The organism is Paenarthrobacter sp. NPDC089675 (genome assembly GCF_044749185.1).
Taxonomy (GTDB): Bacteria; Actinomycetota; Actinomycetes; order Actinomycetales; family Micrococcaceae; genus Arthrobacter.
In genome coordinates, this window is record NZ_JBIVHM010000001.1 from 762,328 (window position 1) to 783,288 (window position 20,961).

The 20,961-nt window shown below is 64.1% G+C and carries 17 protein-coding genes; 13 read left to right on the top strand and 4 right to left on the bottom strand.

Annotation, left to right across the window (positions count from 1 at the left end; translation table 11 throughout):
• The first annotated feature begins 106 nt into the window (after positions 1-106).
• On the top strand, positions 107-2,497 hold the full coding sequence (locus tag ACIPY2_RS03645; RefSeq protein WP_400265111.1) for a RelA/SpoT family protein: 2,391 nt from the start codon (positions 107-109) through the stop codon (positions 2,495-2,497).
• Here the strand turns inward: ACIPY2_RS03645 and ACIPY2_RS03650 are convergent.
• The 3 genes from ACIPY2_RS03650 to ACIPY2_RS03660 form a co-directional block, all read right to left on the bottom strand.
• Complete coding sequence (locus ACIPY2_RS03650) at positions 2,494-3,096, bottom strand: hypothetical protein (RefSeq protein WP_400264987.1); 603 nt, start codon at positions 3,094-3,096, stop codon at positions 2,494-2,496. The two genes, ACIPY2_RS03645 and ACIPY2_RS03650, sit on opposite strands and share 4 nt — an antisense overlap.
• 94 nt (positions 3,097-3,190) lie before the next feature.
• On the bottom strand, positions 3,191-4,666 hold the full coding sequence (locus tag ACIPY2_RS03655; RefSeq protein ID WP_400264988.1) for a DUF349 domain-containing protein: 1,476 nt from the start codon (positions 4,664-4,666) through the stop codon (positions 3,191-3,193).
• 66 nt (positions 4,667-4,732) lie between these two features.
• Positions 4,733-5,527 carry a peptidylprolyl isomerase gene (locus tag ACIPY2_RS03660; RefSeq protein WP_400264989.1) on the bottom strand — a complete coding sequence of 265 codons (795 nt, stop codon included), beginning with the start codon at positions 5,525-5,527 and terminating at the stop codon, positions 4,733-4,735.
• Positions 5,528-5,735: 208 nt separating this feature from the next.
• Between ACIPY2_RS03660 and hisS the strand changes: the two genes are divergently transcribed.
• The 3 genes from hisS to ACIPY2_RS03675 all read left to right on the top strand — a co-directional run bounded on the left by hisS (position 5,736) and on the right by ACIPY2_RS03675 (position 9,841).
• The gene (gene hisS, locus ACIPY2_RS03665) at positions 5,736-7,082 is read left to right on the top strand and encodes a histidine--tRNA ligase (RefSeq protein WP_400264990.1); all 1,347 of its coding nucleotides are present in this window, start codon (positions 5,736-5,738) and stop codon (positions 7,080-7,082) included.
• 94 nt (positions 7,083-7,176) lie between these two features.
• On the top strand, positions 7,177-8,970 hold the full coding sequence (gene aspS, locus ACIPY2_RS03670; RefSeq protein WP_400264991.1) for an aspartate--tRNA ligase: 1,794 nt from the start codon (positions 7,177-7,179) through the stop codon (positions 8,968-8,970).
• Positions 8,971-9,049: 79 nt separating this feature from the next.
• Positions 9,050-9,841, top strand: a complete 792-nt coding sequence (locus tag ACIPY2_RS03675; RefSeq protein ID WP_400264992.1) for a GNAT family N-acetyltransferase — start codon at positions 9,050-9,052, stop codon at positions 9,839-9,841.
• On the opposite strand, the gene ACIPY2_RS03680 is transcribed toward ACIPY2_RS03675, so the two are convergent.
• The gene (locus ACIPY2_RS03680) at positions 9,838-10,524 is read right to left on the bottom strand and encodes an acVLRF1 family peptidyl-tRNA hydrolase (RefSeq protein ID WP_400264993.1); all 687 of its coding nucleotides are present in this window, start codon (positions 10,522-10,524) and stop codon (positions 9,838-9,840) included. The two genes, ACIPY2_RS03675 and ACIPY2_RS03680, sit on opposite strands and share 4 nt — an antisense overlap.
• A 41-nt stretch (positions 10,525-10,565) precedes the next feature.
• On the opposite strand from ACIPY2_RS03680, the gene ACIPY2_RS03685 reads away from it, so the two are divergent.
• From ACIPY2_RS03685 to aroC, 9 genes are all read left to right on the top strand, one after another.
• Positions 10,566-12,041: a replication-associated recombination protein A gene (locus tag ACIPY2_RS03685; RefSeq protein WP_400264994.1), complete on the top strand. Its 1,476-nt coding sequence runs from the start codon at positions 10,566-10,568 to the stop codon at positions 12,039-12,041.
• Positions 12,042-12,238: 197 nt separating this feature from the next.
• The gene (rpsD, locus tag ACIPY2_RS03690) at positions 12,239-12,859 is read left to right on the top strand and encodes a 30S ribosomal protein S4 (RefSeq protein WP_400264995.1); all 621 of its coding nucleotides are present in this window, start codon (positions 12,239-12,241) and stop codon (positions 12,857-12,859) included.
• A gap of 180 nt (positions 12,860-13,039) precedes the next feature.
• The gene (locus tag ACIPY2_RS03695; protein WP_400264996.1) at positions 13,040-13,414 is read left to right on the top strand and encodes a DUF948 domain-containing protein; all 375 of its coding nucleotides are present in this window, start codon (positions 13,040-13,042) and stop codon (positions 13,412-13,414) included.
• Between the two features lie 21 nt (positions 13,415-13,435).
• Positions 13,436-13,660 carry a DUF6167 family protein gene (locus ACIPY2_RS03700; RefSeq protein ID WP_400264997.1) on the top strand — a complete coding sequence of 75 codons (225 nt, stop codon included), beginning with the start codon at positions 13,436-13,438 and terminating at the stop codon, positions 13,658-13,660.
• Positions 13,661-13,772: 112 nt separating this feature from the next.
• On the top strand, positions 13,773-16,451 hold the full coding sequence (alaS, locus tag ACIPY2_RS03705) for an alanine--tRNA ligase (RefSeq protein WP_400264998.1): 2,679 nt from the start codon (positions 13,773-13,775) through the stop codon (positions 16,449-16,451).
• 2 nt (positions 16,452-16,453) lie between these two features.
• Entirely contained in the window at positions 16,454-17,038 is a 585-nt protein-coding gene (gene ruvX, locus ACIPY2_RS03710; RefSeq protein WP_400264999.1) for a Holliday junction resolvase RuvX, read from the top strand.
• The gene (gene mltG / locus ACIPY2_RS03715; protein WP_400265000.1) at positions 17,035-18,870 is read left to right on the top strand and encodes an endolytic transglycosylase MltG; all 1,836 of its coding nucleotides are present in this window, start codon (positions 17,035-17,037) and stop codon (positions 18,868-18,870) included. Before ruvX ends, mltG begins: the two co-directional genes overlap by 4 nt.
• Positions 18,867-19,721 (top strand): shikimate dehydrogenase, encoded by an 855-nt coding sequence (locus ACIPY2_RS03720; protein WP_400265001.1) that lies wholly within the window; start codon positions 18,867-18,869, stop codon positions 19,719-19,721. The genes mltG and ACIPY2_RS03720 overlap by 4 nt, the downstream gene beginning before the upstream one ends.
• A 26-nt stretch (positions 19,722-19,747) precedes the next feature.
• On the top strand, positions 19,748-20,947 hold the full coding sequence (gene aroC, locus ACIPY2_RS03725; protein WP_400265002.1) for a chorismate synthase: 1,200 nt from the start codon (positions 19,748-19,750) through the stop codon (positions 20,945-20,947).
• Positions 20,948-20,961: the final 14 nt, after the last annotated feature.

Below are 20,961 nucleotides of genomic sequence, written 5' to 3' on the forward strand. Positions count from 1 at the left end.
CGGCTCTTTGACTTGCTGCTGTTTCCGTCATGTGCTCGCGGGTTGCGGAAGCATTCACTTGCGGGAATAGACTGGAAGAATTAAATCGGTCGTGAGGGGTACTTCTGTGGAAGAACGTGCGACGTCGGCACCGCCGGCGGGCGGGGAAGACGGTCACAGCTCAGTGGCGGTTCCAGCAACAAGCGTGGCTGGGCGGCCTGCCGCTGTCCCCGTTGATGCCCCGGGCGCGCGCCCGACCTTCCCGGGCCGTCGTGAGCGTACGCGGTCCCGTCTGGCCCGCCTCACCGGACGCGGGGTCGCACCCTATTCGCCCATCCTTGAGCCCTTGCTGCGCACGGTCCGGGCAAATAATCCCAAGGAAGACTTCGACCTGATCCAACGGGCTTTCGCCGTTGCTGAGCGGAGCCACCAGGGACAGAAGCGCAAGAGCGGTGATCCCTACATCACCCACCCCGTGGCAGTTGCCACCATCCTTGCCGAACTGGGCATGACCGGGACCACCTTGGCTGCGGCCCTGCTCCATGACACTGTGGAGGACACTCCCTACACGCTGGCCGACCTCACCAGGGATTTCGGACCGGAAGTCGCCATGCTGGTGGATGGCGTAACCAAGTTGGACAAGGTGAGCTTCGGGGAGGCCGCCCAGTCAGAAACCGTCCGCAAGATGGTTGTCGCCATGGCCAAGGACATCCGCGTCCTGATGATCAAGCTGGCGGACAGGCTTCACAACGCCCGGACCTGGCGCTTTGTTTCCGCTGAATCTTCATCGCGGAAGGCCCGGGAAACGCTGGAGATCTTCGCGCCGTTGGCTCACCGGCTGGGCATGAACACCATCAAATGGGAACTCGAAGACTTGTCGTTCGCGGCGCTTTATCCCAAGGTCTACGAGGAAATCGTCCGCATGGTCGGGGACCGGACTCCGGAGCGCGAAAAGAGCCTCAGCGTTATCCGTAACCAGATCGCCGACGACCTCAGGACGGCAAGGATCAAGGCCACCATTACCGGACGGCCCAAACACTACTACTCGATCTACCAGAAGATGATCGTCAGGGATAAGGACTTTGACGACATCAACGACCTCATGGGCGTCAGGGTCCTGGTCGATTCGGTCCGTGACTGTTACGCAGCGCTCGGAACGCTGCACTCCCGATGGAATCCACTGCCTGGGCGGTTCAAGGATTACATCGCGATGCCCAAGTTCAACATGTACCAGTCGCTGCATACGACCGTCATCGGACCCGGCGGCAAACCGGTCGAAATCCAAATCCGCACCCACGAGATGCATCGCAGGGCCGAGTACGGTGTTGCGGCGCACTGGAAGTACAAGGACCAGCCAAACCGCACGGCGGTAGGCCCGGGCAGCCCCCGCGACGGTGACATGGGGTGGCTGCGTTCCCTCGTGGACTGGCAGCAGGAAACATCCGATCCCGGGGAGTTCCTGGATTCGCTGCGCTATGAGATCAACGCCCGTGAGGTCTTCGTCTTCACGCCCAAGGGGGAGGTCATGGCCCTTCCTGCGGGATCCACGCCGGTTGACTTCGCCTACGCGGTGCACACGGAGGTGGGGCACAGGACCATCGGTGCCCGCGTCAACGGCAAGCTCGTTCCATTGAACAGCGAATTGAACCACGGCGACTGGGTGGAAATTTTCACCTCGAAGGCCGAAGGTGCAGGTCCCAGCCAAGACTGGCAGCATTTTGTGAAGTCTGCGCGTGCGCGCAACAAGATCCGGCAGTGGTTCACCAAGGAACGCCGCGAGGAAGCCATCGACCGCGGCAAGGACATGCTCACCCGCGCCATGCGGAAGCAGAACCTTCCGCTGCAGCGCCTGATGACACACGATGCTTTGTCTTCGGTTGCAGAGGACTTCCACTACGTCGACATCTCCGGACTCTACGCGGGGGTTGGTGACGGCCACACCTCGGCGCAGTCCGTCATGGAAAAACTCATGGAGCAACTCGGCGGCCATGAAACTCCTGACGAGGACCTGGACGAGGTCAGCATCCCCACGCAGGTGGCCAAGTCCAAGTTCTCCGATTCCGGCGTGATCGTCCGTGGCGTGGGAGACGTGTGGGTCAAGCTTGCCCGGTGCTGCACCCCCGTTCCTCCGGATCCGATCCTCGGTTTCGTGACGAGGGGTTCAGGTGTTTCCGTACACCGGACCGACTGCACCAACGTTGCGGGGCTTAGGGACCAGCCGGACAGGATTGTCGAAGTGGAATGGGCCCCCACCCAGTCCAGCGTCTTCCTGGTGGAAATACAGGTGGAGGCCTTGGACCGGAAGTCACTGCTCTCGGACGTTACCCGGGTTCTCTCCGACAACCATGTCAACATCCTGGCTGCCTCGGTCCATACCTCGAGCGACAGGGTTGCGATCTCCAAGTTTGCCTTCGAGATGGGCGATCCCAAGTACTTGCACCACGTCCTGAGCGCAGTTCGCCGCATCGATGGCGTTTTTGATGTCTACCGCACCACGGGGAACCGTCGCCGCAGCTAGGAATCGAGTTTGGCGAGCGTTGCCAAGGCCCGCCTTTTGTGGGGCAAGCGCGGCGATGCCTCCACCGCGAGGGTGAGCAGGCGCTGCCGGACTCCGAGCTCCGGCTTCTCTAGCATCGAGCGCAAGGCTGGCAGCGCATGCTCCTCTTCGACGTGCAATGCCACGTCCGCCGCCGTGCGCAGCGGACTGCTGACCAGCATTCCGCCAAGGCTGACAACATCGAGGCTGCCAAGACGGACTTCATGGAGACTGCACCCGCGGGCACCACGAAGGCTCGAAATCCGGTGTTTGGCATCCACCAGCAGTGATACCCGACCGGGAGCAGGGGCACAGCCATAGATCCACGCGGCAGTGAGCCTTCCGGCAACGACCTTGGTGCGCATTTTCGTCGGGACCGTCAGGGCTGCCGCACGCGCCCGCAACCGTGCTGTGACGGTGATACCAGGGGCCGCGTAGCTCTTCGCGAAGACCGGCAGGAGTATGCCATCCGAGGCCATGCTCTGCAGCTCAGGCCAGGTGAAGATCTTTCCGGCGGAGTAAAGCTCGTGGAGGACGGGTTCTTGTAATTGCGCGGCAGAAAGGGCTTGGGCTTGGACCATTCACTGATCATTTCCTTTGGCGTGGAAATGAGTACAGGCCCCGCGCCGGCTATGTGGATAAACCGGTACGGGGCCTGTTACAGCTCAGGAACGACTACGCGAGATCGCTGGCCGAACGCTGGATCTGGTCCAGCCATGCCTGGCGGGCTTCAAGCGCCTCACGTGCTGCGTTGATCTTGCGCTGGTCACCGGCCTTCTCGGCCTTCTCAAGGTCGTCCTTCAAGCCTGCAATCGCGGACTCAAGCTGGGAGAGGGCACTGTTGGTGCGGGCCTTGGTTTCCGGGTTGCTGCGGCGCCATTTCTCGTCCTCGGCCTCGCGGACCGCATCCTCCACCTTACGGAGACCGGCTTCGATCCGGCCCATGTCCGCACGCGGAACCTTGCCGGCATCTTCCCAGCGGTCGCGGATGGATTGCAGCGCCTTCTTGGCGGCATTGAGGTCGCTGATCGGCAGCAGTGCCTGGGCCTCTGCAACCAACTGTTCCTTCACGGCGAGGTTGGCCGTGTACTCCTGGTCAATCTGGTCGTTGGCCGCCTGGCGGTTGCTGAAGAACACGTCCTGCGCTGCACGGAAACGCGCCCAAAGTGCGTCGTCGTCCTTGCGGCTTGCCCGCGGAGTTGCCTTCCACTGGTCCATAAGCCGGCGGTATTCACCGGCGGCGTAACCCCAGTCCGTGGACGAGGACAAAGCCTCCGCCTCGGCGATGAGGGCTTCCTTGGCCGCTTTCGCGGCGGAATTGTTGCTGTCCAGCTGGCTGAAGTAGGCGCGGCGGTGGCGGTCGAAAACCGTACGTGCCGAGCGGAACCGCTTCCACAGGGCGTCCTCGTTGCTTCGTCCGAGCCGGATTCCGCTCTTCTGGGCGGCCTTCCAGGTTTCGAACAGCTCATTCATGCGCGCACTGGAAGTCTTCCACTGAATTTGTGCCGGATCCTGGCCCGCAATCGCTTCGGCCTCGGAAACGATGGCCTCCCGTGCGGCGAGTTCGTTGGCCCGGACGGCGTCATGCGCTGCCTTCTCGGACTTCTCGAGTTCCACGATCTGGGATGACAGGGTGTCCAAGCGTGCTTCGGCCGAGCGGATGTCGCCCACCATGTTGCGCTCTGCGAGCTGTTCGCGGAGGTGCGAAACGGTCTTCTGCATGTCGGTTGCAGGAGCCTTGGACTCCACACGGTGTTCCAGCAGCACTACTTGGGCGATGACGTCGTCGAACTTCCGGGCGAAGTAGCCCAAAGCCTCGTCGGGGCTCACGCCGGGGTACTGCCCTACAGCGATTTCCTCACCATCGAGCTTGAGGAAGACATGACCGTCACCCTCAGCGCGTCCCCACTTGGCAGCCTCGGCCAACGACGCGGCGGAAACTGCCGGAGCGGCAGGTACGACGGCGGCCGGCGCCTTGGGGCGGGCAGCGAAAGCTGCGGGGGAGGGGGCGGGGCGGGTTGCAGCGGGCTTGGCTTCTGCTTCGCGGGCAGGGGCCGTGGCTTCCGTTTCCGTGCCGTTTGTCTCGGCCGCTTCGACGGCTTCTTCGTTGCTCACTGCTGCTGTTTCGTCGGATTTCTGACTGTCTGTCACCGCTAAAAGTCTTTCGCTTGGAGGGACTGCTAAGGTAATGCACCCCGGGCCGGGGCCTGGAGCCGGTTACTTCAGTGAGAAAGAGTCTATCGTGACAGGTGCCACAGGGGCGCCGTCGTTGTTGGCTGCGCCGGCTTTCAAGCCTGCGGCCGCGATCTTCGTGACCACGTCCAGCCCACTGGTGACCTTGCCCACCACGGTGTAGCCGCCCGCCGAATCGGCGGGGATGGTGGTGTCCTTGTAGACAATGAAGAACTGGTGTCCGTTGCCGTAAGCGTCGTTCCCGGTCCGGGCAACGGCGATCGTTCCAGCGGGGTACTTGTTGTCGGCCGGAGTGTTCTCCAGGGGGCCCCACCGGTAACCGGGGTCGTCCGCGCCGTCCGCGCTCTTTGCGCCGCACTGCAGAAGGCCGAAGGTTTCGGCCGTAGTCAGTCGGTGGCAGGAAGCACCGTTGTAATACCCGGAGTCGCTGAGCGACTTGAGGACTGCCGCGGCCTGCGGCGCCGCAGATCCGTCCAGTTGCACGCCCACAACACCACTGTTGAGGGTGAGCTCGCCCGTGAAGGTCTTGCCGGCAGCGGTGTCGGCGCTGGGGACGTCCGCGCTGTTGGAAGCTGCCGGGGATGCCGACGGAGAGCTGAGTCCCGCCTGGGCGGCCGCGAATTCCGCTTCGGTGGGATTTGAGCTGAAGACGGTCAGCTGGAGGACGACGGCAAGGACCAACGCAGTGGCACCTGCGCCCGCTGCGAGCACGTTGTCGCGCTTGCGGCGCTTGCCTTGCTGTTGCCGCAATTCGCGCTTGGCTTCCATCTGCCGGATACGCCGACGGGCTTCGCGGTCATCCCGCGACCTTGTTGCCAAGAGTCCTCCTGATTGTGTCCACGATGAACGGCCGCCTGGCTGTCCGGGGCGTGCTGTATTAGAAGTGCACGCGAGGAAAGCATAAACTGGCTGCCGCACATAGTTTATGCATGACCGCCTGTGCTCCTGCCCAATAAACACTGAATGAACGTTTATTGCCGGCAACGCAGAATCGGCGGCCGGCTTTCTTCAAGGAGACAATCCCACCATGGCACGTACCGCCTCCCTGTCCGGATTCCCCGAGTGGCTTCCCCAGGAGCGGTTGGTGGAACTCCATGTACTGGATACGCTCCGGAAGACTTTTGAACTCCACGGATTTTCATCAATTGAAACCCGTGCGGTGGAGACCGTTGGACAGCTTTTGCGCAAAGGCGAAATCGACAAGGAAGTCTATGGCCTCAGCAGGTTGCAGGACGACGAAGGTGAACCGGCAAAGGCGGACCGGGCGGATCCGAATGCCCTGGCCTTGCATTTTGACCTGACGGTTCCCTTTGCCCGCTATGTAGTGGAGAACGCCGGGTATCTGGCATTTCCCTTCCGTCGGTACCAGATCCAGAAGGTCTGGCGGGGCGAGCGTCCGCAGGAGGGTCGCGCCCGCGAATTCACGCAGGCCGATATCGACGTTGTGGGTGACGGCGAGCTTCCCTTCCGTTATGACGTTGAAATCGCCTTGGTCATTGCCGAAGCACTGAGTGCCCTGCCGATTCCGGACTTCCGGTTGCGGATCAACAACCGCAAGTTGGCGGAAGGTTTTTATCGCGGAATCGGCCTGACCGACACCGCCGGGGTCCTGCGGAGCATCGACAAGCTCGAGAAAATCGGGGCAGAGAAGGTCGCGGAGCTGCTGAAGAGTGAACTTGGTGCCACTGACGAACAGGCGGCGCTTGCCCTGCAGCTTGCAACGATCCGCACCGAAGACACGTCGTTCGTTGCCGAAGTCAGGGCGCTGGGCGTAAAGGATGAACTCCTGGAGGAGGGCCTGGGTGAACTCGAACAGGTCATCGAGGCCGCTGTTCACCGTGTGCCCGGGAAGGTAGTGGCGGACCTCAGCATCGCCCGCGGCCTTGACTATTACACCGGCACGGTCGTGGAGACCGTCCTTGTTGGCCACGAGCAGCTCGGTTCGATTTGCTCCGGTGGCCGCTATGACGCGCTGGCTAGCAAGGGAAACCGGAAGTTCCCCGGCGTTGGCCTGTCCATCGGCGTGACGCGGCTTGTGTCCCGCATCCTGAGCCAGGAATTCGCCACGGCATCGCGTTCGGTCCCCACCGCCGTCCTGGTTGCACTGAACCACGACGACAGCTGGTCCGCCGCCCAGGATGTTGCCGCCCAGCTTCGCAGCCGCGGCATCGCAACCGAGGTGGCGGCCAAGGCCGAGAAATTCGGTAAGCAGATCAAGTTCGCTGACCGTCGCGGCATCCCCTTCGTTTGGTTTACGGATGAAGATGGCAAGCACCAGGTCAAGGACATCCGGTCAGGCGAGCAGGTGGACGCCGATCCAGCCGCCTGGACGCCGTCGGACGATGATCTGTATGTGCGTGTCACCACTGCCTGACATCCCGTAGACCGGGGCCGCCACGGGGGCGGGTAAACTCGGACGGGACGTCTTAGCGGACATCCCTCAAAAAATTCATGCTGAAAGGAATGCTGTGCTGCGCACACATGACCTCGGATCGCTTCGTTCCGAGCACATTGGAGAAACCGTTACCCTGGCCGGCTGGGTGGGCCGCCGCCGTGATCACGGTGGCGTCGCATTCGTCGACCTCCGTGACGCGTCCGGTGTGGCACAGGTGGTTGTCCGCGAAGAAGAGGTGTTCCACGGCCTGCGGAACGAGTACGTCCTCCAAGTGACCGGAACCGTCAGCAAGCGCCCCGAAGGCAACGAGAACCCGGCCCTGGCGACGGGCGAAATCGAGGTCATTGCCGAGAAGGTCGTGATCCTGAACACCTCGGACCCCCTGCCGTTCCAGATCGACGAACACGTCGAGGTGGGCGAGGAAGCCCGTCTGAAGCACCGTTACCTCGACCTCCGCCGTCCCGGCCCTGCACGCAACCTCCGTTTGCGTTCCGAGGCCAACCGCGTTGCGCGCGAACTGCTGCACCAGCGCGGCTACGTGGAGATCGAAACGCCCACGCTGACGCGTTCGACGCCGGAAGGCGCCCGCGACTTCCTGGTGCCGGCGCGCCTCGCGCCGGGTTCCTGGTACGCCTTGCCGCAGTCGCCGCAGCTCTTCAAGCAGCTGCTCCAGGTGGGCGGCTTTGAGAAGTACTACCAGATCGCCCGCTGCTACCGTGACGAAGACTTCCGCGCGGACCGCCAGCCGGAGTTCACGCAACTGGACATCGAGGCCAGCTTCGTTGACCAGGACGACATCATCGAGCTCGGCGAAGCCGTTGTTAGGGCCCTCTGGCAGCTGATCGACGTTGAGGTCCCCACGCCCATCCGCCGCATGACCTACCTGGACGCCATGGCCAAGTACGGTTCGGACAAGCCTGACCTGCGTTTCGGCCTCGAGTTGACGGAACTGACGGAATTCTTCAAGGACACCAACTTCGGCGTCTTCAAGGCTCCGTACGTCGGCGCCGTGGTGATGCCCGGCGGAGCCTCGCAGGCCCGCCGTGCCCTGGATGCCTGGCAGGAATGGGCCAAACAGCGTGGCGCCAAGGGCCTTGCGTATGTCCTTTTCAAGGAAGACGGCGAACTCGCCGGTCCGGTGGCCAAGAACCTTACCGAACAGGAACGTGCGGGTCTGGCCGACGCCGTCGGCGCCAAGCCGGGCGACTGCATCTTCTTTGCCGCCGGCGAGAAGACGGCATCCCGCGCACTCCTGGGCGCTGCCCGCGTGGAGATCGGCCACCGCACCGGCCTGATCGATCCCAAGGACTGGGCTTTCGTGTGGATCGTCGACGCCCCGATGTTCGAGCCGGCTGCCGCTGCGGTTGCTTCCGGCGACGTCGCCGTCGGCAGCGGCCAGTGGACGGCAGTCCACCACGCCTTCACATCGCCCAAGCCCGAGTTCCTGGACACGTTCGACCAGGATCCGGAATCGGCCCTGTCCTATGCCTACGACATTGTGTGCAACGGCAACGAAATCGGCGGCGGTTCCATCCGTATCCACCAGGCCGATGTCCAGGAGCGGGTCTTCAAGCTCATGGGCCTGGACAAGGAAGACGCCGAGACCAAGTTCGGCTTCCTCCTGGAAGGCTTCAAGTACGGCGCTCCTCCGCACGGTGGCATCGCCCTCGGCTGGGACCGCGTGGTTTCCTTGCTGGCCGGCGTCGACTCCATTCGTGATGTTATTGCCTTCCCCAAGTCCGGCGGTGGCTACGATCCGCTCACGGCTGCCCCCGCGCCCATCACGCCGCAGCAGCGGAAGGAAGCGGGCGTCGACTTCAAGCCGGAGTCCAAGCCTGCCGCCAAGCAGGACACCAAGTCCGAGTAAGCAACTTCGAAGGCTCCCCGTCGCATGCGGGGAGCCTTCGCCGTTGGCGCCAACCCTTTCGAGAAAGGTTTACCGGGGCATGCTGGATCAAGTGTTGATCGAGAACCTCATGGACTCGGCGTGGCCCGCCCGCGAACGGGAGGATGCAGACGGCTGGGTACTCAGGGCTTCGGAAGGTGTGACACAGCGGGCCAATTCCGTGTGGCCACGGGATATTTCCGCCGACGTCCCCGGAACCGAACTGGCCGGGTGCGTCCGCGAAGCGGCAGGGTGGTACCGGCGTCGCCGTTTGCCGCTCATCTTCCAGGTTTTCGATGACGCCCGCAGCGCCGGGTTGAACGGCGTCCTTGACGGTCTGGGCTTCACGCGCCAGTCCGAGACCCTCATCATGGTCCGCGGGACCGAGCACCTCCCGGCGGCGGGACGCGGGGTCGAAGGGGGCGGAGGCGTCGAGCTGTCCGGAGAGCCCACCGAGGACTGGCTCCGGCTGTGGTGGTCAGTGGACGGCCGGGGTGGCGAGCATGAACTGGATATTGCCCGCGGCATCCTTTCGGGTTGCCCTGCCGTCTACGCCCTGGTGAGGGACGACGACGGCCGGCCCGCCGCCGTCGGGCGCCTCGCCGTGGTGGACGGTTGGGGCGGACTTTACGGGATGGCGACGGCGGAAACCCACCGAAGGCGCGGCCTTGCCACTAAAGTGTTGGCTGCTTTGCTTAACGAGGGCAGCACTCTGGGCCTGAAGGGTTTCTGGTTGCTTGTCACTGCGGCAAACCACAACGCCCAAAGCCTGTACAGGCAGGCGGGTTTCGAAGAATACGGCAGCTATCTCTACCGCCAGGCGCCGTTGCAGAGAGCCCTTTCCGGCTGCTAGGTCCTGCCGGGACCATCCGTGACGGTGATCCGGATGGCGCAGGCGTCGGCGGCTGCCTTGGGCAGGACCCCGGTCCGGGGTTCCTGGACATCGAGGAATGCCAGCCTGGTCCGGCTGGCCCAGAACCGCGACGCCGGGGCGTTGAGCGCCTGGTCCACAAGTGCCCTGTCGCCCCCGGGCACGATGTACTCGATCCGGTGCCCGCCAAAGATCCTGGCCAGGTTTTCGGCTGCCGCATCCGCCAAGGCATCGGCCTGGTTGGAACGGCGCCGGGCGAAACGCTGCTGGGATTGCCCACCTGCTGATGTGCGCGACTGGACGTAACGGTTGCCGCTCTTTGAGGCCAGTACTTTACTTCCGGACGCAGCCGCGACCACATAGCCGCCGCGTCGGACCAACACCAGGCCAAGGCCGCGTTCCTGGCTTGCCAGCGAGGCCAGCCGTTCCAGTTCATTGGCGCCGCGTCCGGGCCGCCCATCGACGGGCCACGGTGCACGCAGAAGGGCGGTGGTACCGTCGGCGGCACGCAGGAGCAGCCCGTCCCCGTCGAAATCCTGCTCCGTGGGGCCGTGGCTGGCCTCGAAGCGCTCTGTCCAACCTTGGAGGCGGGCAGCGCCAACCAAGGCCGTGCGGCTGTTGTTACGCGGCTCGCCGGGTTGCGGGCTGGGGGTCTGCCGGACCACGTCGATGTCTCCTTTGCTGGAACTATGAGTAGCCTATCCATGTGGAAGATCTCTTTGGTTCCGGCGCGGCAGAGGACGAATCCGAGGATTCTCCTGCCACCGGGGCAGTCACGGATGCCGGCTGGATGGCATCCCAGCGAAGCCCGCTGGCCGTGCGGATGCGTCCGCGGACCCTCGACGATGTGGTGGGTCAGCAACACCTTCTGGGCCACGGTTCGCCGCTCCGGCAGTTGGCCGCAGGAGCGGAGGCATCCGGCCCGGCCGGTCCGAGTTCCGTTATTCTCTGGGGTCCCCCGGGTACCGGGAAAACCACCCTGGCCCATGTCATCGCCAGGGGGCCCGGCCGGAAGTTCGTGGAACTCTCGGCCATTACCGCCGGCGTCAAGGACGTGCGGCGGGTGATGGATGAGGCATTGACCGCCAGGGACCTCTATAAAAAGACCACTGTCCTGTTCCTGGATGAGATCCACCGCTTCAACAAGGCGCAGCAGGATGCTCTGCTGCCCGGCGTGGAAAACAGGTGGGTGGTGCTGGTGGCCGCGACCACGGAAAACCCGTCCTTCTCCGTGGTTTCGCCCCTTCTCTCGAGGTCGCTCCTGCTGACCCTCAAGCCGTTGACCGATGACGACATTTCCGGCCTGCTGCAGCGTGCCGTGGCCGACGCCCGCGGCTTGGGCGGCCGTGTGGAACTTAGCCAAGAGGCCCTGGAGCATCTGGTAAGGCTTTCCGGCGGCGACGCCCGCAGGGCGCTGACCGCGCTTGAGGCAGCGGCCGGCGTGGCTTTCGGCGACAGCGCCGCCGTCGAAGCGGGCGGCACCGACGACGGCGAAGCGGGACTTGCCGACGACGGCGCACGGGGACTTGCCGACGACGTCGAACCGGTGCTGGTGGAACTGCGGCATACCGAACGGGCGCTTGACGCGGCCGCCGTGCGGTACGACCGCGCCGGCGACCAGCATTACGACGTGGCCAGTGCCTTCATCAAATCGATCAGGGGTTCGGATGTAGACGCGTCCCTGCATTATCTGGCCCGCATGCTGGAAGCAGGGGAGGACCCGCGGTTCGTTGCCCGGCGGATCGTGATTTCGGCAGCCGAGGATGTGGGCATGGCGGATCCAACTGCACTGCAAACCGCTGTGGCAGCGGCCCAGGCCGTCCAGCTGATCGGCATGCCGGAAGGGCGGATCATCCTGGCCGAGGCCGTGGTCCACCTCGCAACTGCCCCGAAGTCCAATGCGGCATACCTGGGCATCAACAAGGCGATCGCGGACGTGCGGGCGGGTTTTGGCGGCAGCATTCCCATGCACCTGAGGGACTCCCACTATCCCGGGGCCAAGCAGCTCGGCCACGGGCAGGCCTACAAGTACGCCCACGACGAGCCCCATGGTGTGGCGACCCAGCAGTATCCGCCTGACGACCTCGTGGGACGTGACTACTACCAGCCCACAGCCAACGGTGCTGAGCGCGATATCGCCGCAAGGCTTGAGCGGCTCCGCAAGATCGTCCGGGGCCGGTAGCACGGCCGGTACGGCTCTCCCGCCCCCTCCTGCATGGTAGGATTGATCTTCGTCTGGCATGACCCGACGCACAATCCCAGTGAAGTTTCTTCAATGGTGCTGTGCCGTGGGCCAGTAGCAAGAGGCAGCGGTTGGCCGATGCTCTCCCTGATGGAGGCCAGTAACACTGACACACCGCAGTAATTGGAAGGACACAAGTGGCTAACAACACTCGTGCTCGCCGTACCGCACGCCTCTCGCGTGCACTCGGCATTGCTCTGACCCCCAAGGCCGCCAAGTACATGGAGCGCCGCCCGTACGGCCCCGGTGAGCATGGCCGTGCCCGCAAGAAGCAGGACTCCGACTACGCCGTTCGTCTGCGCGAAAAGCAGCGTCTGCGCGCCCAGTACGGCATCCGCGAAGCCCAGATGACCCGTGCCTTCGAAGAAGCACGTCGCACCAAGGGCCTGACCGGTGAAAACCTGGTTGAGCTGCTCGAAATGCGTCTGGACGCCCTGGTGCTCCGTGCAGGCTTCGCCCGCACCATCGCCCAGGCCCGCCAGCTGGTTGTGCACCGCCACATCCTGGTTGACGGCATCCGCGTGGACCGCCCCTCCTTCCGCGTCAGTGAAGGCCAGCTCATCCACGTCCACAGCCGCTCCGAGGTCATGGCACCGTTCCAGGCAGCAGCAGCAGGTGCACACGTCCTGGCAACCACGCCGGCTTACCTCGACGTCAAGATCGAAGCTCTGCAGGCACGCCTCGTTCGCCGCCCCAAGCGCTCCGAGGTCCCCGTGATCTGCGAAGAGCAGCTCGTCGTCGAATTCTACGCACGCTAAATTCCGGCAGCGTATCCAAAGAAGCCCGTGGCACCAGCCACGGGCTTCTTTGTCTTTGCGGCCCGCGCACATTCCAGGTGAGGCCGGGCTCCATTTGTCTGTAATGTACTTGGGGGAGGCCTTGGCCGTGCCGGATCCGGCGGGTACAGGCAGCGCAACGATCCTAGGAGATGAATTTCTATGTCTGGTGGCGACATCGCCGGCCTGATTGCCGCAGGGGTCTTCGCGCTCCTGGTGCTGTTGCTGGCCGTGCCTATCTTGAAGCTCGGCGGCGTCTTTGACGAAGTCCGCACGTCCATCCGCTCCATCAGCGACGGTGCGGCGCCCCTGATGGACGAGGTGACCGCTACGGTTTCCACCACCAACCAGCAGTTGAAGAAGGTGGATGGAATCGCCTCCAACGTCTCGGACGCTTCGGCCAACATTTCGGCGCTGTCCTCCTTGGTTGCAGCCACCGTTGGTTCCCCGCTTATCAAGGTTGCCGCCTTCAGTTACGGTGTCCGTTCGGCATTCGCCGGACGGCGTGCCCCTTCTTCCGGCCGCCGCAGCCGCTGACCTGACGGGAGAACAGGACTCATGAAGAGAATCGTGTGGATGGGCATCGGCGTCGCGATCGGCGTCATTGCTTTCAAGAAATTCAACGAAGCACAGGCGAACATAGGTCCCGACGGACTCAACCGGGCGGTGGGCCGCCTGGCCGACGGCTTGTTCGATTTCGCGGACGCTGTTCGGCTCGGCATGCACGAGCGTGAAGAGGACCTTCGGGCCGCCCTGGGCATCAACGAGGCCGGCAAGAGGTAACGCCGGGTTCGCCCCCGCGCCCGCAACAGGGCAGAATGGAAAGCTGCGGAACGGCGCCGGCCGGTACCGCGCACAACGCGTGCAGTAAATGAGAAGGGTAAGTAATCAGCAAATGAAGTCGCAGGAGATCACCAAGCGCTGGGTGGACTTTTTTGTCAGCAAGGGTCACACAGCCGTTCCCTCCGCGTCGCTCGTTTCCAGCGACCCGTCTCTTCTGTTCACCGTGGCCGGCATGGTGCCGTTCATCCCTTATCTCACGGCCCGCGAAGAGCCGCCCTACAGCCGGGCTACCAGTGTGCAGAAGTGCATCCGCACCGGCGATATCGAGGAAGTCGGCAAGACCGCCCGCCACGGCACGTTCTTCCAGATGTGCGGCAACTTTTCTTTTGGCGACTACTTCAAGGAAGACGCCATCAAGTTCGCTTTCGAGCTGCTCACCAAGAGCGTTGACGACGGCGGTTATGGACTTCCGGCCGAGCGCCTGTGGGTGACGGTCTACGAGGAAGACGACGAAGCCAAGGAACTCTGGCTGAAGAACACCGGCATTCCGGCCGAGCGGATCCAGCGCATGGGTAAGTCTGACAACTACTGGCACACCGGCCAGCCCGGCCCTGCAGGACCGTGCTCGGAAATCTATTACGACCGCGGTCCGGAATATGGGATCGAAGGCGGCCCCATCGCTGACGAAACCCGTTACATCGAGATCTGGAACCTCGTGTTCATGCAGTACCAGATCGAGAATGTCCGCTCGAAGGTGGACTTCGACATCGTGGGTGAACTGCCCAACAAGAACATTGACACCGGCCTTGGCATGGAACGCCTCGCGATGATCCTCCAGGGTGTGGAGAACATGTACGAGACCGACCAGGTCCGTCCCGTCATCGACAAGGCAGCCGAGTTGTCCGGCAAGGAGTACACCTCGGCCGAGACGGCTGAGGATCCGCACCACACGGACGATGTCCGGATGAGGGTCGTGGCCGACCACATCCGCTCGGCACTGATGCTTATTGCCGATGGCGTTGCCCCGTCGAACGAAGGCCGCGGCTACGTGCTGCGCCGCTTGATCCGCCGCGCTGTCCGGGCCATGCGCCTGCTTGGTGTCGAGTCGGCCTGCCTCCCGGAGCTGCTTCCCGTCTCGCGTGACGCCATGAAGGGCGTATACCCGGTAGTGGACACGGACTTTGCCCGGATCAGCCGCATCGCCTACGCCGAAGAAAAGGCCTTCCTGCGCACCATTGCCTCCGGTACCGCACGCCTCGAGGACGCAGTGGCGGAATCCAAGGCCGCTGGTGTGCCGTTGTCCGGTGCCGATGCGTTCACCTTGCACGATACTTACGGATTCCCCATCGACCTGACGCTGGAAATGGCTGAAGAAGCCGGGCTCAAAGTGGATGAGGCAGGATTCCGTGCCCTCATGCTGGAACAGCGCCAACGCGCCCAGGCCGACGCCAAGGGCAAGAAGGGCGGCCACGCCGACCTCGCCGCGTACCAGGAGCTGCTGGGCGAGGGCGACACCGTCTTCACCGGCTACGACGAATTGGAAGGCGAGTCACGGGTTCGCGGCATCGTCAGCGGCGGCCGCCGGATCAGTCATGCCTCCACGGGTGACGAGATCGAGCTCGTCCTCAACGAAACTCCGTTCTATGCCGAGGCCGGCGGCCAGTCAGCGGACACCGGCCTGATTACCGGCGATGGGTTCGTGGTGGAAGTCCTGGACGTCCAGCGTCCCGTCAAGGGCCTGAGCGTCCACAAGGCGATCGTCCGCGAGGGCGAGATCGCCGGCGACGCCCTGGTGCGTGCCGCCGTCGACCGTGAACGCCGCCACGCAGCAGAGCAGGCTCACACCGGAACGCACATTGTGCACGCCGCCCTCCACCAGATCCTCGGGCCGGAAGCCACCCAGCGCGGCTCCTTCAACAAGGCCGGGTACCTGCGCTTCGACTTCGCCTGGGGTGAAGGCCTCAGTGCCGCCACCCGCTCGGAAATCGAAGAAGTATCCAACATCGCCATCCGGAACAACTATCGGGTGGATACCAAGGTGATGGGCCTGGCAGAGGCCAAGGCGCTCGGCGCCATGGCACTGTTCGGTGAAAACTACGGCAGCGAAGTGCGCGTGGTGGAGATCGACGGCGCCTGGTCCCGTGAGCTTTGTGGTGGCACCCACGTGTCAAACACGTCCCTCATCGGCAGCCTGTCGCTGCTGGGGGAGCAGTCCGTTGGTTCCGGGAACCGCCGTGTCGAGGCGTTCGTCGGACTGGACGCTTTCCGCCACCTCGCTGCCGAACGTGCTTTGGTCACCGAGCTCACGGAGCTGCTCAAGGTTCCCTCCGGCCAGTTGGCCGACCGGATTTCCAGCACCTTGAACAAGCTCAAGGCCACGGAGAAGGAGTTGGACCGCCTCCGCAAGGAGCAACTCGCAGCTGCTGCCGCAAACCTTGTTGGAACTGCGCGCGATGCAGCCGGTGTGCGGGTCATCGCCCACGACGCCGGCCAGGTAGGTGGCGCGGACGATCTCCGGAACCTCGCCCTGGACCTGCGTAACCGATTGGGTTCCGAGGCTTCCACCGTGGCAGTAGCGGGTGTCAGCAACGATCGGCCGATCATCCTGGTCGCAACCAACGAGGCCGCACGTGAAATCGGCGTGAAGGCAGGTGCGCTGGTGAAAATCGCGGCCGGAATCCTCGGCGGGGGCGGCGGAGGCAAGGACGACGTCGCCCAGGGCGGCGGCACGGACGCCGGGAAGGTCACCGACGCCCTCTCCGCCGTCGTTGATGCGATAGGCAAGCGCTGACGGTGGGTTCCACTACTAACGCCGGCGTCTACCCCCGCGGCATCAAGCTGGGAGTGGACGTCGGCACCGTCCGGGTGGGGGTGGCAGTCTCCGACCCTGACGGCATCCTCGCCACGCCGTTGAAGACCATCGGACGGGACACAAAGAAGAACTCCGATATCGGTGTCCTCGTGAAGCACGCGGCGGAGCTCCAAGCCGTCCAGGTTTTTGTGGGCCTGCCGCGCACCATGAAAGGCGAGGAACGGGGGTCCGCGCAGATGGCCGGGGCCTATGCCGAACTGTTGGCAGAAGCCCTGCTTCGTGCCGGATTGGACGTCCTGGTCAACCTCGTGGATGAGCGTTTATCCACCGTTACGGCGCACCGCAACCTGCACGAAGCTGGCATGAGCAGCAAGAACCACCGTAAAGTGGTTGATCAGGTTGCTGCTGCAGGAATACTCCAGCACGCAATCGACATGCAAAAAGCCAGAGGAACGGACGTAGGCCGCCGCGTGCAGGCGCAGTCCGATGTACCCAGCAGCGCCCCAACGCCGCGGGACGCCTCCGGCAGTGAACCAGATTCTTCTACGAGGGGACTGCAACTGTGAGCCCGGTCAACAACGACCCCTCCAGCGGTGCGAGCAGCGGTGGCATGCCGCTGACCCGCAAGGAATTGCGTGCGCGGGAACGATTCCTCGCCACGCAGAACCAGAACGTGGTACCCGTTCCGGAGGCCACGCCAGGCGAAGCAGGTGCTCCCGCCGAGGCGGAGCCCGAACTGCCCCGTCCCGTGCCTGCGGTCCCCAATGCCGCAGGCGCGCAGCGTTCTTTTGCAGCGCCGCCTACCGTGGTGCCTCCTGTTCCGGACGCCGCCCCGGCCAGCGCTCCGGAGCCCGTCGCGGCAGAGTCCGAGGCAGCCCGGGAGCCCGTGGCCGCAACGGAAGACTCCACCACCCACATGCCCGCTGTGGTCCACGCATATGCCGGCCATATCGACGCCGGGACAGGCACGGGGAGCCGGATTCCCGACCATGGGCAGGACCCGTCCCACGGACCCGACCACCACCAAGGCCCAACGGAACAGGAAGTGGGCACGGTCCACGACGTCCACCAAGAACAGGCGGACCACGAGGTCCACCCTGACCTTGAGGTCCACGACGTCCACCCCGACCACGAGGTTCACGACGTCCACCACCCCGATCACGAGGTCCACGCGGACCACGGATTAATCCCCGCCGACGGGATCCACCCGGACCACGCCAGCCACTACGACTACGAAGAGCACCACGAGGTCCACCCCGAGGACCACCACGGGCTTGCCGAGGAGCATGAGCACGAGTTCCTTCCCGCAGTGGAGACGCCGGTGTCCAAGGCTGCTGCCCGCAAGGCCCGCCGTCGTCGTCGTATCCTCGCGCTGCTGATCACGCTGGGTGTCTTCGTTGCCGCGATCGCTATCGGGGCGCAGTTCCTCAAACCGCTTCTAGGCATGGACAAGGTGACTGATTACCCGGGTCCAGGTACAGGCTCAGTCACAGTCACAGTCCCCGAAGGCGCAGGTCCCAAGCAGGTTGCCGCCGATCTTGCATCGAAGAAGGTCGTTGCCGACGCCGACAGCTTCGTGAAGGCTTTCGTGGCCGAGGGTGGCGTTTTGTCGCCCGGGGACTTCACCTTCAAGACGGAGATGAAGAACTCCGATGCGGTCGCCATCCTCTCCAACAAGGACGCCTCCAAGGTCATCTACTTTGCCTTGAGCGCGGGCCTCCGGATCAATGAATCGCTGGATGCCATTTCCAAGGGGTCCGGAATCCCGATCCAGCAGCTCAACGCCCTCAACCAGGCGCCGGGACAGTTCGGGCTCCCGGCCAAGGCGAAGAACCTTGAGGGCTTCCTTGCCCCCGGTGAGTACCGTTTCCCGCTGGGAACCTCCGGTAAGGACATCATCCAGAGCCTGGTGAAGGCCACCTTGGATGAACTCAAGGCCCAGGGCGTCACGGACCCTGCAAAGCAATACGACGTCGTGACGATCGCCAGCATTGTCCAGGCGGAGGGCGGCCAAGCCGATTACGGCAACGTTGCGGGCGCCATCTACAACAGGCTCAAGCCGGACAACAAGGAGACCAACGGACTGATCCAGTCCGATGCCACGGTGACTTACGGGCTGGGCAAGAAATCCTTCCACCTGACCGACGAAGAGAAGGCCGACAAGTCGAACACGTACAACACGTACGCAAACGTGGGCTTGCCTGCCGGTCCCATCGGTTCTCCGGGCAAGACCGCAATCGATGCCGCGGCCAAGCCGACGCCGAACGACTACCTCTACTGGGTGACCATCAACCTCGATACGAAGGAAACCAAGTTCTCCAAGACGCTGGCCGAGCACAACACCTACGTTGAGCAGTACAACGCTTGGTGCGCGGCCAACGCAGGACGCTGCGTGTGAGCCGCCGGGCCGCGGTTCTTGGACACCCGATCTCCCACTCGAAGTCTCCGGCGATGCACACTGCCGCGTATGCGAAGCTCGGGGTGGACATCGAGTATTCGGCGATCGACCTGACCGCCGAAACGCTGCCTTCCTTCATGGAATCGGTCAGGCGCGATGCCGCATGGTGCGGGCTCTCGGTGACCATGCCGTTGAAGACCGCCATGGTCCGGGAGGTCGATGAGCTCCGTGGAGCCGCCGCCCACCTGGGGGTCCTGAACACGGTTGCATTTGAGGACGACGGCGGTTCGGTCCGTCGGGTTGGCTACAACACCGATGTTCCGGGCATCGTGGAGGCGGTTCGGCACGCGGGCCTTGCCTCGACGGCCCGGGCGGCCGTGCTCGGTGGGGGTGGTACTTCAGCCGCAGCGATCGCGGCTGTGCACGCGCTTGGGGCAGTCCACGTGGACGTCTTCGTGCGGGATGTAGCACGGGCCGCAGAAGCCCGGGACGCCGCTGCCGCCGTCGGACTTTCCTTGTCGGTAAGGCCGCTGGCCGAGGCGGCTACCGCCGTGGCAGCCTGCGACCTGGTGGTTTCGACGTTCCCGCCGCGCGCGGCGGATGCCTTGGCGGAGGAGATTTCAGCACTTCCGAACACCGCGGGCGGCGTCTTGCTCGATGTTGCCTATGATCCATGGCCCAGCCGACTGGCAGAGGCATGGCAACGGCACGGCGGAAAAGTGGTTCCCGGGCTGGAGATGCTGATGTACCAAGCGGCGGAGCAGATCCGTCTCTTTACCGGACGCGAAGTGGATGCCGCCGTCATAGATGTGATGTGCGACTCAGTCGGGCTTCCCCGGCGGGTGTTCTAGAGGCCTTACATGGCAGGATTGGTTATATGTTGCGTTGGTTGACTGCCGGTGAATCCCACGGTCCGGCTTTGATCGGAATTGTTGAAGGTGTGCCCGCTGGTGTTGAACTCACCAGTGGGCAGATTCGCGACGCCCTGGCGCGCCGTCGCCTGGGGTACGGCCGTGGTGCCCGCATGAAGTTTGAGCAGGACGAGGTCACCATCATGGGTGGCGTGCGCCATGGGATCACCCAGGGCGGCCCTGTGGCCATCCAGGTAGGAAACACCGAGTGGCCCAAGTGGGAGCAAATCATGTCTGCCGACCCCGTGGACGAAGCGCTCCTTGCGGACCAGGCCCGGAACGCTCCGCTGACCCGACCGCGTCCCGGACACGCAGATTTCACCGGTATGCAGAAGTACGGATTCGATGAGGCCCGTCCGGTCCTGGAACGGGCAAGCGCCCGCGAGACCGCTACGCGCGTGGCGCTCGGCACCGTCGCTGCACAGTTCCTGAAGCAGCTTGGAGTCGAGCTCGTCAGCCACACAGTCTCCATCGCCAGCGTGGCTGTCCCGGAAGGCCGTCCGTTGCCCTTGCCCGGCGACGTGATCGCCCTGGATGCGGATCCGCTGCGCTGCTTTGACCGTGAAACCTCCGATGCGATGGTGGCCGAGGTGGATGCCGCGCATAAGGAAGGCGAAACCCTGGGCGGCGTCGTTGAGGTCCTGGCCTACGGGCTGCCCCCGGGACTGGGCAGCTATGTCCACTGGGACCGCAGGCTCGACTCGCGCCTGGCGGCAGCTCTCATGGGCATCCAGGCGATCAAGGGCGTTGAGGTTGGCGATGGCTTCCTGACCGCAGCCCGCCGCGGTTCTGCCGCCCACGACGAAATCGTCAAGGATGATGACGGCCGGATCGTTCGCCAAACCAACCGTGCCGGCGGCATCGAAGGCGGCATGAGCATTGGCGAGGTCCTGCGCGTCCGTGCCGCCATGAAGCCGATCGCCACAGTCCCGCGTGCTCTGCGCACCATTGACGTCAGCACGGGCGAGCCCGCGAAAGCCCACCACCAGCGTTCGGACGTTTGTGCCGTACCCGCCGCCGGCGTGGTCGCCGAAGCAATGGTGGCCCTGGTGCTGGCCGAGGCCATCACAGAGAAGTTCGGTGGCGACTCCGTCGCCGAGACAGCACGCAACCTGCAGAGCTACCTGGACAACATCCCGGCAACCCTGGACACGGTCGGCCGGTAGTGGCCCCCGTGATT